General features: G+C 37.1%; 9 protein-coding genes. 1 reads left to right on the top strand and 8 read right to left on the bottom strand.

What is annotated here, in order from left to right:
• Window positions 1-11: 11 nt before the first annotated feature.
• Together MHB40_RS04090 and MHB40_RS04085 are read right to left on the bottom strand one after the other, a co-directional pair.
• On the bottom strand, window positions 12-458 hold the full coding sequence (locus MHB40_RS04090; RefSeq protein ID WP_016992454.1) for a MarR family transcriptional regulator: 447 nt from the start codon (window positions 456-458) through the stop codon (window positions 12-14).
• 122 nt (window positions 459-580) lie between these two features.
• Window positions 581-1,999 carry an ATP-binding protein gene (locus MHB40_RS04085; RefSeq protein WP_342533980.1) on the bottom strand — a complete coding sequence of 473 codons (1,419 nt, stop codon included), beginning with the start codon at window positions 1,997-1,999 and terminating at the stop codon, window positions 581-583.
• A 259-nt stretch (window positions 2,000-2,258) separates the two neighbouring features.
• Between MHB40_RS04085 and MHB40_RS04080 the strand changes: the two genes are divergently transcribed.
• Window positions 2,259-3,998 carry a B12-binding domain-containing radical SAM protein gene (locus tag MHB40_RS04080; protein ID WP_342533979.1) on the top strand — a complete coding sequence of 580 codons (1,740 nt, stop codon included), beginning with the start codon at window positions 2,259-2,261 and terminating at the stop codon, window positions 3,996-3,998.
• Window positions 3,999-4,338: 340 nt separating this feature from the next.
• Here the strand turns inward: MHB40_RS04080 and MHB40_RS04075 are convergent, their stop codons facing one another.
• The 6 genes from MHB40_RS04075 to MHB40_RS04050 form a co-directional block, all read right to left on the bottom strand.
• Entirely contained in the window at window positions 4,339-5,694 is a 1,356-nt protein-coding gene (locus tag MHB40_RS04075) for a potassium transporter TrkG (protein ID WP_205441516.1), read from the bottom strand.
• A 111-nt stretch (window positions 5,695-5,805) separates the two neighbouring features.
• Window positions 5,806-6,561 carry a TerC family protein gene (locus MHB40_RS04070; RefSeq protein ID WP_205441514.1) on the bottom strand — a complete coding sequence of 252 codons (756 nt, stop codon included), beginning with the start codon at window positions 6,559-6,561 and terminating at the stop codon, window positions 5,806-5,808.
• 326 nt (window positions 6,562-6,887) lie between these two features.
• On the bottom strand, window positions 6,888-7,973 hold the full coding sequence (locus tag MHB40_RS04065; protein ID WP_342442565.1) for an SDR family oxidoreductase: 1,086 nt from the start codon (window positions 7,971-7,973) through the stop codon (window positions 6,888-6,890).
• Window positions 7,974-7,992: 19 nt separating this feature from the next.
• Window positions 7,993-11,046: an efflux RND transporter permease subunit gene (locus tag MHB40_RS04060; RefSeq protein ID WP_342533978.1), complete on the bottom strand. Its 3,054-nt coding sequence runs from the start codon at window positions 11,044-11,046 to the stop codon at window positions 7,993-7,995.
• A gap of 204 nt (window positions 11,047-11,250) precedes the next feature.
• Window positions 11,251-12,828, bottom strand: coding sequence for a peptide chain release factor 3 (locus MHB40_RS04055; protein WP_205441508.1), 1,578 nt, complete (start codon window positions 12,826-12,828; stop codon window positions 11,251-11,253).
• 135 nt (window positions 12,829-12,963) lie between these two features.
• Complete coding sequence (locus tag MHB40_RS04050; RefSeq protein WP_205441506.1) at window positions 12,964-14,430, bottom strand: UDP-N-acetylmuramoyl-L-alanyl-D-glutamate--2,6-diaminopimelate ligase; 1,467 nt, start codon at window positions 14,428-14,430, stop codon at window positions 12,964-12,966.
• Window positions 14,431-14,611 lie beyond the last annotated feature (181 nt).

Below are 14,611 nucleotides of genomic sequence, written 5' to 3'. Positions count from 1 at the left end.
AGACAACTTTTTTAATAAGATAGGTCCTTTATAGAAAGGCCTATTTTCTTCAATAGCGTAATAGCTTGTTCTTTTTCTTCTGATGAAAGTACACTCATTAATTCATGCAAATGCTGCTCATGTTTTGGGAACAGCTCGCCCATAAAGGCTTCACCTTCCGAGGTGATTTCTGCATACGTAACACGACGATCAGCAGGACAAGATACTCGTAATAAGTAACCTCTCTTCTCCAGCTTATCAATGACATACGTAATAGACCCACTGGCTAATAAAATTTTATTGCCAATTTGCTGTAATGGCTGTCTTCCTTTATGATAGAGAAGTTCTAGAACAGCAAATTCAGTTGGGTTTAAACCATTATCCTGAAATAATTGATGTGTTGTTTCATTAATTGCTTTTAGTGCACGTGACAATACAATATATAATTTTAAAGATTGTTTTAGATCTTCTGACGGCATATTCTTTTCCTCTCACTTCGCTCTTTATACATGACATTATAGCGACATTAGAAAAGCATTGTCAAAAGCAATATATAATTTAGAAGGTTTTGTTGTTCATTATGCAACCATTTTTACTCTCTTTATGTTACTAAATAAGCAGAATCTTTTGTGGATACTTCCATTGTATCCAGCTGATTGAATGTGTAAATTGGAAACTGCAGATGGAAGCATGTCCCCTTCTGTAATTCACTACTAACACCGATTACACCTTCATGCTCTTCAATCACCTTTTTCACGAAAGCAAGGCCCAGTCCTGTCCCTGATGATTTTGTCGTGTAAAAAGGCTGGAATAGGTTTTGAAGTGTCGTGCTGTCCATGCCAACACCTTCATCTTTAATCATAAGTTCGACAATCGCACAGTCATTTGTTGCCATTTCGACGGTAATCGTTCCACCATTATTCATGGATTCCATTGCATTTTTAATTAAATTCATCAGCACTTGTTTTAATCGATTCTCGTTGCCGCCAATATATACTTGATTAGAAGTTGAAATATACTGAATCATAATATTTTTCATGAGTGCATCAGGTAGCATAAACTCAATGACTTGCTTTACAATATGATCCAGTTCTAATAATTCCACTTTCATCGTTGTTGGCTTTGACAATACTAATAATTCGGATAAGATTTGTTCCATCCGTTGAAGCTCACTGTCAATAACAGAGAGATACATGCGTGATTCATCATCAGCATTTAACTTTAGTAATTCAGTAAAACCCTTTAAAGAAGTTAATGGGTTACGAATTTCATGCGCAATGCTCGCAGCCATCTGTCCAACAACGTTTAATGCTTGCTGATGCTCAACTTTATGCTGAAGTTGCTTTTTCTCTGTTTCATCATTGATAACAGTGACAATAATATTATTGTATTCATCAAAAATACTTGAAATTTCATAATAGCAAGTTCTGCTTACTTGTGTTTCGTCGACTACATGAATGCTTGCATGTTTTTCACCCATTAGCTTAGAAAGGTAGGTTGTAATTTGCCCTTTTTTCAATGTAAAAGAATCAAATATATGCTGATGCGCTTTATGAAGGAGCTGTGAATTTTCAACTTTCAGAAACATTTCGGCATACTTATTAAGCCCAAGAATAATACCACTAGCGTCACTAACAATAACAGCATAAGGTAAGTAATCGTAGGCATTAAAAGATTGCGCTCTCTCATGTGCTTGACTAACATATAATTTATGGGCAACATCATCATTCAATGTTGAAATTTGCGCAACAATTTCCTCTGTATTGGGATCGTAAAAACATTTGAAAGATAACATTTCGTAGTCATTTCCAACTGTGCGAATATTGAAAATTTCCTCTGAACGTAAATCATTTTGTAACTGTTTGACGAACTTAGTCCATTTAAAATTAGATGGCTCGTCCATAGCTAAATAGCCAATATAGGTTAAATTAAGATTGAAAAGCTTGATAGCAGCCTCATTGACGTTCAAAATTTTCCCTGCTTTATTGAGTATAAGTGTTGGTGACGAAGTACTTTTCATAAGATTTCCAAAACATTGATTAATATCATTTTGCTTCAACTTTCTCACCGAACCTTTCAAAAGAGTAAAAAACCTCTAAATCGAATTTTGAGCCTTTACTATACTTTATGACAGCACGATTCTATTATTACAAAATTTAGTAAATTTAAGTATTTTAAATTATTTCACGAACTGTTCACAAAATAAATAGGTAAAAAGAATTATATTGTATGTCAGATACTTGACTGATACAATAGGATGTTGAAAGGAAGATTATTGCATGAATACTATTTTAACTACTTTAAATGCAAAGTATATTCACACAAATTTAGCATTGCGCTATTTAAAAGGCGCAGCTTTACCGGAGTTTAACCCAATTATAGCAGAGTATACTATTAAAGATCCTGCTTTTAATATTGTATCAGATTTATTCCAAAAAAAACCTGATATCGTTGGATTTAGTTGCTATATTTGGAACATCGAAGAAACGATTCACGTTATTAAAATGTTAAAAACGGTCTGTCCAAATGTTAAAATTTTGCTTGGAGGGCCTGAGGTTTCTTATGATTCTCACCATTGGTTACGTCGAATACCTGAGGTAGACTTCATTGTGATGGGTGAAGGAGAAACTTCATTTAAACAATTACTGCGCTACTTCCATGGTGAAATTTTACTGGAAGATGTTCCTGGTATTTGTTATTTAGAGGGCGAGAAAGTCAAGATTCACGCTATGCCACCTAAAATTGATTTGCGTGAATTACCAAGTCCTTTTCGTTTCGAGGAGGATCTTCCCTATCTAGGTAAACGAATTCAATATATTGAAACAAGTCGAGGCTGCCCATTTAGCTGCCAATTTTGTTTATCTTCTATTGAAGTGGGCGTCCGATACTTCAACCGTGAAAAAATAAAAGAGGATATTCGTTTCTTAATGGATAACGGAGCTCGAACAATTAAATTCGTGGATCGTACCTTCAATATCAGCCGTAGCTATGCTATGGAAATGTTCCAATTTTTAATTGATGAACACAAACCTGGCGTTGTGTTCCAATTTGAAATCACGGCCGATATTATGCGTCCTGAAGTAATTCAATTCTTAAATGACAATGCACCAAAAGGTTTGTTCCGTTTCGAAATTGGTGTTCAATCGACGAACGATTTAACAAATACTCTTGTGAAACGTCGTCAAAACTTTGAAAAACTAAAGCGAACCGTAACAATGGTGAAAGATGGCGGAAAAATAGATCAACATTTAGATTTAATTGCTGGATTGCCAGAGGAAGATTATGCAAGCTTCCGTCAAACATTTAATGATGTTTTTGCAATGCGGCCAGAGGAATTACAGCTTGGATTTTTAAAGCTTTTACGCGGTACTGGTCTTCGATTAGAAGCTGAAAAGTTTGGCTATACCTATGTGGATCTATCTCCTTACGAAATCTTTTCAAATAATGTTCTAACATTTGATGATATCGTTCGCATTAAACATGCTGAGGATGTGCTTGAGAAGTATTGGAATGATCACCGTATGGATCATACGATTGAATACTTAGTGACAGAGGTCTTTGATACACCATTTGATTTCTTCCAGAATTTCGGGACGTATTGGGAAACAAAAGGCTGGTCTCGTATTGGCCATCAGCTGGAAGATTTATTCCGCCGTTTATTAATGTTTTTAGAAACTATTGAAGATGTGAATTTAAACATTGTCCAGAGTTTAATGCAGCTTGATTATTTAATGGCTCAGCAGTTCCAACCACGGAAGCTATGGTGGAATGAACGTCCAACAGAAGACCAACAAAAGGCCCTTTATCATGCCTTACGAGAAAATCCAGCTATTGCTGGTGAGGAATTTGCTAACTTTAAGTTATCTGAAAAAGAGTTGTTTAAGCATACCTTGATCATCCCTCATTCCCTTGACTATCAAGATTTCATAAATGGCAAAATTGTACCAAAAAATGGCTATCTGTTAACCTATTTCCGTCACGGTCAAGCGCCTTATTTTGCAACAATCTACTCTAAATAATAAGAAAAGCTAGTCCTGTAATAATTATCAGGACTAGCTTTTTTTCTTACTTAAAACATTCTTAAATCCTCAAAGTAACAATAAAGACTGTAAAATTTGTTCTTTCTCCATATCATTCGTTCCGTTAGTTAAGTATTCATAGCTAGCCTTATCAATATAGGCTAAATTACTTAAACAAAAACTGTTAAAACTTTGTAAAAATACCCAAAAAACGAATTGTTCAATCAGGAAAAATAATTTTAAATTTTTTGAATATTTTATGACAACTTCATGTTTTTATACTTTTTATGGAGTATACGATGGGATGATTACCTATTAAGCATCATATACTCCTTAAGATTTACCCTATAATTACTCTTTCTTTTGGATAGTGGAAGCCTGATTTTTTACCTCTTCCTCCACCCCCAAGTGTGTAAAGGAATGAAATTAATCCAACTCGACCAATAAACATTAAAATAATGATAATGATTTTACCAATCACTGATAAATCGGATGTTATTCCTAACGACATCCCACATGTACCGAACGCTGATGTGATTTCAAAAATAATCTGAATAAGGGATGCTTGTGGCTCTGTTATAAGCAAGATAAGGGTTGCAACTAACACCATGAAAAAGGCTAATAAAATAACGACAAATGACCGGAAAACATCAATTAAATGAATTTCTCGACCAAATACTTGAATATCCTCTCTTCCCCTAGCAAAGGTAATTAAGAATAAAATGGCCAAGGCAAAAGTTGTGGTACGAATCCCTCCACCAACTGAACTTGGTGAAGAACCGATGAACATCAGGAAGCTCATAAATATATCGGTTGCTTCGCTAAATGTCGTGACATCATAAGTTGTCAATCCAGCTGATCTTGTTGATACGGAATGGAACATCGCTGAAAATAGTGCTTCATGCCAAGACATTTCCTTAAAAGAATGGAAAGATTCAAGGAGTAAAATGACAAGCGCACCAACTATAAATAAAATGGCGTATGTTGAAGTAGTAATTTTAGTAAACAAACTAAAACGAAAATTCTCGCGTCGATTAAGTAAGAAAGTCTTCAATTCAATTAATACTGGAAAGCCGATAGCTCCTAATACGATCAGTACCATGGTAACCATTTGTACAAAATAATCATCATGGAATGGCAGTAAGCTCATTCCCGTAATATCGAAACCACCATTTGTTGTAGCAGAAATAGAAGCAAAAATTCCATGTAAAAAGGCTTCTTCTAATGTATCAAAGTAATTGGTAAAATGTAGCGTTAAAATAATCGTACCTGCTAATTCAATGCCAAATAAAATTTTTAAAATTTCGCGGATTAATTTAACAACACCAGAGACACTGTACTGGTTATGATCTATCATGATTAACTGGCGCTCACGCATGCCAATTTTTTTCCCAACTAGCAACCACACAAAGGTACCAAGTGACATAATACCAATGGCGCCTAACTGTAAAATAACAAGAATCATTATAAGCCCAAAGGTCGTATAAGTTTCCGAAATATTAATCGTCGTTAACCCAGTGACACTTACTGCACTGACTGCCGTAAACAAACTATCTAAAAAAGAAACTTTTACACCTTCTTGATGAACGCCTGGAAGCCGTAATAACAGGAAGGAAATCGCTATCGCTATAAAATAATAAGAAACAAGTACCTGAAATGGTGTGACTAGTTTATTTGATGATTTTTTCCAAGGCACTTTAACAACTCCTCCCACATATGATGCCCAACTAGATAGATTATAGTATAGAAAAAATACATAAAAAAAGAAAGAGGAATAGTGATAACTATTCCCCTAACGTTCATGTACTTATTTTTTATTTCGAACACCGACTAAATAGCCTGCAAATGCAATACCTACTAGGACAATCCAGAAGGTTAACTCCCATGCAGTGGAATGTGGAAATTCCTTAGGTAATATCCCTACCTTTTCATGAGCCAATGTTAAGACAACCAGCTTCACACCTACCCAGCCAACGATTAGAAATGCCGCTGTTTCAAGTGAAGGATAATCATTTAATATTTTTACAAACCATTGTGCTGCAAAACGCATCATAATAACGCCGATAAATCCACCAAGGAGCATCACAATAAACTGCCCGCCATTGATACCGCCAATATCAAATCCGCCTAAGTGTGGCAAAGTTACAGCAATTGCAACGGCTGCCAGCATCGAATCAATAGCAAAAGCAATATCTGCTGCTTCTACCTTTAGGACGGTTAACCAGAAACCAGAACCCTTTTTTCCAGCTTTTTCAGTTTGTTCTTCTTCTTCATCCTTATGTTTACGCAAATCATATATATTTTTCGCAGACATAAACAATAGATAAGCAGCACCGACCGCTTGTATTTGCCAATAATTTACCAATACCGTAATAACAAACAGCGCGGAAAATCGGAAAATCAGTGCCCCAAACAGTCCATAAAATAACGCCTTTTTTTGCTGCTCTTGTGGTAAATGCTTGACCATAACAGCCATTACTACCGCGTTATCAGCTGCAAGTAATCCCTCTAATACAACTAGGACAATTAATACCCAGCCATATTGTAATAAAATTGCTTCCATTCTAGTGCCTCCTCTAAGCTCTATATACCCACTATGACCATTTCATCCAAGTACAAAAAGAAAAAAACCCCTGCCCTAATTCAGGCAAAGGTCTCGCTAAGTAAATTCATACCTTATTTTCTTTAAGGTACATTAATCTACACGTCATACGTATAGAGCCATTCACTATCACACCCGATGGTAAGTACCATGTCTTGACGAATGTGAAACCAGGTAAAGTTAATTGCCTGTTAGCTACTCCCCTTTGACAAATTGTCGAAGGTATCTTCTTTCAAATATTATAGCACTATCATTTACAGCTGACAAAAATATCTATATGTTTTTCTTTACTTAATCTGAATTTGATAGCTCTTATCTTCTTTATGTGCTAAATAAAACTCAATCATTCTTGGCATCGTCTGTATAAAATCAGGACATGTAATATCGCCTTTTTGTAAAATATGATGTGCTTCAGTCGTGTCAAATGTGGCATTCCATGTTAAATAATCTAATGTTTCTTGTTCGACACCTAATTTTTTCCGAATAAAAGGAAGCTGTAATGATAGTTTCGCCAATATAAATGGTAAACGTCCTTTTGGATAAGAGTTCGTAACTAGTTTCACCATTGTACGGTATACTTCCTGTACAGGGTGAGGATTTGGATCAGTTAAATGAAGTGTCTTCCCTTCTGCACCCTGCTCGTTTACCAGAAAAGTAGAGGCATTTAAAATATAATCGACTGGCACTACATTAATCGTCGATGTAGATTGGCCAATATACGGAATAAAAGGTAAACCCTTTAAACGTTCCACTAAGTTTAAAAAGAAATAAGGGCCATCAAATTTAATGGTTTCACCCGTTTCGGAATGCCCCCGCACAATTCCAGGTCTAATAATCGTCAATGGTAATTCTGATTTTAAATCCTCCACTCGAAGCTCAGCCTCATATTTTGTTTCCTCATAGTGGTTTTTAAATGCTTTAGGTCGGATCAATTCATTTTCACGCAGTAGTCCCTCTCGTATACCAGCCACATAGGCAGTACTAAAATACATATAGCGTTGTAAATTTGGTAAGGTGCGGACAAAATCATTCACCATTGTTGTCCCATGAACATTTACTTTCCACGCAATATCACGTGGCACAGCTAAATCATAGATTGCGGCTAAATGCCAAAGCACTTCGATTTGCGGTACAATTTCTTTGAGGGTTTGATTGTCTAATCCCAGATTTGGTAGTGTAATATCGCCCTCCACGATACGAATCGAACAGTCAGGAAACTCCTCTATCAGTTTGTTTTTTTCCTTTTGTGCCTTGATGATTTCACCTGTCAACACGATTGCAATCACTTGTTGCGTTTGTTTCTTTTGGAATAATGCTCGAATTAGTTGACTCGAAATGAAACCAGGAAAACCAGTAAAAAAATGAACCTTCATCTTTCTTTCCCCCTTGAATCTAGCGCATCTTTCTTGTTTCTTTATCCATTAAACTGTAGATAATCGGTACAATATACAGCGTTAGTAATGTTGAAGTCACAAGCCCTCCGATTACAGCAATCCCCATCGGTTGGTTCATCTCTGTCCCTTCTCCAATGCCAAGTGCGAGTGGTAATAGCCCTAAAATAGTCGTTAACGCTGTCATTAAAATTGGACGTAGACGATCTTGGCTAGCGAGTAAAATTGCCTCATAAGCTGGCATACCCATTGCCTTTTGCTGATTAATATAATCGACAAGTACGATGCCGTTATTCACGACAATTCCAACAAGCACTAAAATACCAATAACAGAGGTCACACCAATTAAAGTATGTGTTGCGAACATAGCGATCGCCACACCAATGATCATTAATGGGACAGTAAACATGATAACAAATGGATATTTAAATGACTCAAATTGAGCCGCCATCACAATATAAACAAGCACGATTGCTAGCATCACTGCTAATAGCATATCATCGATTGCACTATCATAAAGCTCTCGATCCCCACTGAACACAACTTGAGTGGTAGGTGGCAAATTGACATGTTCTAATGCTTTATCTACTTTTGCAGAAATTCCTCCCAACGATTCCTTTGTTTCATAATCTACAAAAAAGGCCACTGCTGCTGCTTGATCAGAACGACGAATGGATACGGGACCCTCTTGTATAGATACAGTAGCCACTTCCTCTAATTTTACAAATAAGCCTGCTGGCGAACGAAGCTGCATAGCTTTTAGCGCATCTATACTAGTATTAAATGTCTGTCCATAGCCTGTATAAACGGGTAATACTGCGCCGTCCTCAGTAATTAATTGGGACGTTAATTGACCTTTTGTCATTTGATTCACGGTTTGAGCGATTTGTGCTGGAACAAAACCGTAGTCTTTTGCTTTTTCTCGATTAACCTCAATTTGAATCTCTTGAACAGTATTATCTAAATCTGTAGAGACATTTGTGACTTGCTGAATCGCTAGAAGTTCCTGCTGCACTTTCTTAACAGTCTGCTGTAGCCTTTGTTCATCTGAGTCTGTTAAGCGGAATGTTAAGGTGTGTGGTGACGAGCCTCTAGCTGTTGATACATTCAAAGTAATTTCTGCTTGCTCTCCAAGCTCTCCCTGTATATCTTGTTCTAGCTCTTCCACAAATTCGAAAATGGAACGTTGCCTTTCTGCTAATGGCACAAGTTTTACATACATTTCAGCTTGGTTGGCGCTAGTTTGTCCACGTGCCTGAGATTGTTGTGTACCGCCAATTAAACTAACATAAACATCCACATCTTTTTCCTGTTTCAAACGTTCCTCAATTTGCTTAACAATCTTTTCTGTTTCCGATACAGCAACACCTTTTTCAAGATTGACACTTATAGAAGTGAAGCCCTCATCGGTAGGCGGTAAAAACTCAGTACCTATTCGAGTCAGCCCAAATAAAGATAGACTAAAGCAAACTACTGTGAAAATTAGTATGAGCATTCGATGCTTTAATACCCAGACAATTGAATTTTTGTAATGCCGATAAAATTTGGACTTACTGCGTTCTACATAAAAATTACTGTTTTTCATTTTTAAAAGTCGACTTGCTAGCATCGGCACGACCGTCAACGCCACTACTAGAGATGCAATTAAGCTGAACGAGATTGTTAAGGCGAACTCTGTAAAAATTTGACCAATCAATCCTTCGATGAACATGACAGGAATGAATACTGCTATTGTTGTTAAAGTGGAGGCTGTAATCGCAAGGGCTACTTCCTTTGTTCCTTCCTTTGCTGCAGTAATGGGGTCCTTTTCTAATCCTAAGTGTCTTTCTATATTCTCAATAACGACTATGGCATTATCCACAAGCATACCAATTCCAAGTGCTAAAGCTCCTAATGTCATAATATTGAGGGAAAAATTCGCAAAAAACATCAACACAAATGTCACAATAACCGAATAAGGAATGGCAACACCAATGATGATCGGACTCTTTACACTACGTAAAAAAACAAATAGGATGAACATCGCAAATAATCCACCTAATAGTAAGGAAGAGCCGATGTTGCTAATTGCTAAATCTACATAATTACCTTGATCAACAAGAATATCTGCTGTGATTCCTTTATACTGTTCTTTTTTTAGTAATGCCTCTAAGGCCTTCTGAAACTCCTTCGAAACCTCTGCCGTATTTGCACCAGATTCCTGTAAAACAGACATAAGGACTGCTGGATGCTCATTAGCACGTGTTGTTGTAAGAGATTGTTGTTCTGTCCTCTCGACGGTTGCAAGATCACCAACGGTTAGCAATTCGCCCGTTAAAGGGTTCACCGAAACAATTAAATCGGCTATGCTTTCAGGTGATGATAATGTACTCACAATACGTGTTGATAGCATTTTGCCATCATCTGTTGAAACAGGCTCACCAGGTAGCGACACATTATTCGCTTGAACTATTTGCATCACATCTGTTTGTGTCAAGCCTTTTTCAACTAACTTTGCTTCGTCTAATGTTATTTGGATCTCTTCAATCAATTTGCCAGAAACATTCACACTGGCAACACCCTCTGTCCGTAGCAGCTCTTTCTCTAAGTGCTCAGCTAATAAACGTACATCTACTTGATTATTTTCCGCACGTAAAGACAGCTGAATAATGGGAAATTGAGACGGATCGAATTTTAGAAAACTAGGCTTGCCAGCATCATGAGGCAGTGGGGTCATATCAATTCGCTGTAAAATATCGAGTTGGACCACTTCCATATTAGTGGACCAGTTGAACTCAAGCACAATTAAATTGGAGCCTTCTTGTGAGGTTGATTGGATTTTCTTGATGCCAGGTAAGGTGGCAAGTGTAGCCTCTAATGGCTTCGTTATCTTCTCATTTACCTCCGTCGGGTTTGCCCCAGGATATGAGGTGACAACCACACCAATAGGAGGATTTAACTCTGGAATCAATGTAATCGGTATTTTTAATAATGAGACACCGCCTAGTATGATGACAAAAAGCATAGTAACAATCGTAAAGACGGGTCTTTTAATGGAAAAATGACTAATATTCATATAAAAACAAACTCCTTTTTCTACCTCTTCCTTTCTATGATAGCCGAAAAGGATATTATTTTATAAATAAGCTAGGCTCCCTTTAGCGAAATACTATCCTTAAAAGAAACTTACATTTCCTAATAATGTATATATTCTACAAACAGTGTCAATTTTCCTTGCAAAAAAACACGAATCGCAAAATTGTCGATTCGTGTTTCATGATTATAGAAGGCTATAAAGTTTAATGTTTTCGTTTTTATCGGCAAACCATCGCATAGCAAACTCATTTTCAAATAGGAAAACAAGATTGTCAAAACGGTCCTTCACGAGCATGGAGCGACCTGAGGACATAGACTCTTTAACATCCTCTTCATTTTCAATCCAACGTGCGATTTTGGAACCAATTGGCTCCATTCTTACTTCCACATTGTATTCATTTTTCATACGATGCTCAAATACTTCAAATTGTAATTGACCAACTGCTCCAAGGATAACTTCTTCTGTATGCAACGTTTTATAGTATTGAATGGCACCCTCTTGTACTAATTGTAAAATCCCTTTATGGAATTGCTTTGATTTCATAACGTTCTTCGCTGTTACACGTACGAATAATTCTGGTGTAAACTGTGGTAATTTTTCAAATTGGAATGTTTTCTTGCCACCTACAACAGTGTCTCCAATTTGGTATGTTCCTGTATCATATAAACCAATAATATCTCCGGCAACTGCTTCATCTACTGTTTCACGATCATCTGCAAGGAACTGTGTGGATTGCGTAACTTTAAAGGATTTCCCAGTACGAGATAATGTCATATTCATTCCACGTTCAAATTTACCAGAAACAATACGTACAAAGGCAATACGGTCACGGTGGGCAGGATTCATATTGGCCTGAATTTTGAAAATAAAACCTGAAAATTCATTATGCTCCACAGGATCAATGAACTGCTCATCTTCAGTAATTCTAGGCTGAGGTGTCGGTGCAAATTGTAAGTATGTTTCAAGGAAGGTTTGAACACCAAAGTTCGTTAATGCTGAACCAAAGAATACAGGTGTTAATTCCCCACGACGAATTTTTTCCTCAGAATACGCATTCCCAGCTTCATCTAGAAGGAGAATATCGTCCATTGCTTGTGAATAATAAGAAGTCACTTTCATTGGATGCTCCACAGCAAGCTCTCCATTGTCATCTATTGGTAAGAAACGTTCAGCTTCATCTGTACGGAATTGTTCAATGCGTTTATTATAACGATCATAAATACCAAGGAACTCTTTACCCATACCGATTGGCCAGTTCATTGGATATGCGTTGATACCTAGTACCTCTTCAAGCTCTTCAATCAACTCAAGTGGTTCTTTCCCTTGACGGTCTAACTTATTAATAAATGTAAAAATCGGAATGCCACGCATTTTACAAACCTTAAATAGCTTTAAAGTCTGAGCCTCGATCCCTTTGGCAGCATCCACTACCATGACAGCACTATCTACAGCCATTAATGTACGATATGTGTCTTCTGAGAAATCTTGGTGACCAGGGGTATCCAAAATATTCACACGAGAGCCGCTATAATCGAATTGCATGACGGATGAAGTAACCGAAATCCCACGTTGTTTTTCGATCTCCATCCAGTCCGATGTTGCAAACTTACCTGTTTTTTTCCCTTTGACTGTACCTGCATCACGAATGGCACCACCAAAAAGTAAAAGCTTTTCTGTAATCGTCGTTTTCCCAGCATCAGGGTGACTGATAATGGCAAAAGTACGACGCGATAGTATATCTTTTTCTAAATTTGAATTCATCTCGTCATTCTCCTTTTTTCATACTTAATAATAATAAAAGAAGACTTGCCTTTCGTACAACCTTTTTACATGAAATCTCCAAAAAGAAAACCCTCTAGTTACAACTAAAAGGGTTTCCTAATCACTTAGCTTTCATCATACGAATTTTAATCGGCCAGCTTCTATCGCAATTTCTGCATCACTATGTGGGAATTTTGTATTTTCGATAATTTGATAATCCTCATGCCCTTTACCAGCAAAAATAATCATGTCACCAGGTTCAGCAATTTCAATAGCATGGCGCACTGCTTCTGCACGATCCCCAATACAAGCATAATTGTCATGAAGCATACCTTTGGCAAGATCGCCTGTAATACTAGCATAGTCTTCATAGCGTGGGTCATCTGTTGTCAAAATGACATATTCCGCAGCTGACGCTTTCTCAGCCATGGCAGGACGCTTCGATTTATCTCGATTACCCCCTGTTCCAACTAAGAAAATAAGCTTGCCCTTTTTATAAGGTTGTGCAGCTTCAATCGCCTTTTCAATAGCATCTGGCGTATGCGCATAATCAATAAAAATTTGTACAGGTAGATCTGAACATACTTTCTCCATCCGACCTTTAACTGGTGGTAGTTGCTCAATTTGCTCAATAATAGACTCCATTGAATAGCCACGACCATAAAACGCAATCATGGCTGCCAATACATTATAAATGTTAAATTCCCCAAGTAAATTCATTTTTACGCGATAAATTCCTTCGGGCATTTCCACGTCAAAAGATGTCATATAATCGTGATACTCACAGTTAATGGCACGGAAATCAGCCTTTTCATTTTTTAAACCATATGTCCACACTGGAAATGGTGTCATGGCGGCATACCGCTCTGACCAAGCATCGTCAGCATTCAACACAACAAATTTATTTTTTTCTAAATCTTGTCCAAGTTGGGAGAATAATAAGCCTTTTGCATGGCCGTATTCCTCCATCGTACCATGGAAATCAAGGTGATCATGCGTTAGATTCGTAAAAATAGCGATATCATAATCAACACCTGCTAAACGCCCAAGTGCTAACCCATGTGATGAAACTTCCATTGTCATTAAACGACAGCCTTCCATTTTTGCTCGGAAAATCATTTGTTGTGTCGATAACGCATCACTCGTTGTATTGGCTGATTCATATAAAATACCATTTAAATTAAAGCCAATTGTGCCGGATAAGGCCGATTTTTCGCCCATACCATGCATAATATTTTGAATAATTCCTGTTACGGATGTTTTACCATTTGTTCCAGTTACACCAATCATCGTTATGTCCTTAGAAGGATAATCAAAGAACTTTGCAGCTAGTAAACCTACTGCGCGATCTGTATCTTGCACAATCACTTGTGCAATCGTTTCTCCTAGCGGTAATTCACGCTCCGTTACAACAATTGTTGCGCCGCCATCTACAGCCTTTTGCGCATAATCATGCCCATCTACTGTATAACCTTTGATACAAACAAACATGCTATTTGGTTGCACACTTCTTGAATCTACTACGATATCGCTAACCTGATCTGGCAGCACGCCAATTATTTTTTTCAAAGGTAATGCGCTTAACAATTCCTCTGCATACATTTCATAGTCCTCCAATCAATCTCTACACTCATATCATCACCCTTAACAATCGACAAAAAACGACAATATGAATTCCCCCACATTCTATTGAACTTATTTTACTACTTATTTCATGATAAATAAAATGCCTCAGTTGTGTTTTTTCAACGAAAACGCTTTCATTTGAACAAAAAATCATGTT

The organism is Lysinibacillus sp. FSL K6-0057 (assembly GCF_038630885.1).
GTDB classification, from domain to species: domain Bacteria; phylum Bacillota; class Bacilli; order Bacillales_A; family Planococcaceae; genus Lysinibacillus; species Lysinibacillus fusiformis_F.
This window is presented reverse-complemented; position numbering and strand designations above follow the sequence as displayed.

Coding starts and splice junctions, on each gene's coding strand:
- MHB40_RS04085 (WP_342533980.1), bottom strand. CDS start 1,999: ATGAAAAGTACTTCGTCACCAACACTTATACTCAATAAAGCAGGGAAA.
- MHB40_RS04080 (WP_342533979.1), top strand. CDS start 2,259: ATGAATACTATTTTAACTACTTTAAATGCAAAGTATATTCACACAAAT.
- MHB40_RS04070 (WP_205441514.1), bottom strand. CDS start 6,561: ATGGAAGCAATTTTATTACAATATGGCTGGGTATTAATTGTCCTAGTT.
- MHB40_RS04055 (WP_205441508.1), bottom strand. CDS start 12,828: ATGAATTCAAATTTAGAAAAAGATATACTATCGCGTCGTACTTTTGCC.
- MHB40_RS04050 (WP_205441506.1), bottom strand. CDS start 14,430: ATGTATGCAGAGGAATTGTTAAGCGCATTACCTTTGAAAAAAATAATT.
- MHB40_RS04065 (WP_342442565.1), bottom strand. CDS start 7,973: ATGAAGGTTCATTTTTTTACTGGTTTTCCTGGTTTCATTTCGAGTCAA.
- MHB40_RS04090 (WP_016992454.1), bottom strand. CDS start 458: ATGCCGTCAGAAGATCTAAAACAATCTTTAAAATTATATATTGTATTG.
- MHB40_RS04060 (WP_342533978.1), bottom strand. CDS start 11,046: ATGAATATTAGTCATTTTTCCATTAAAAGACCCGTCTTTACGATTGTT.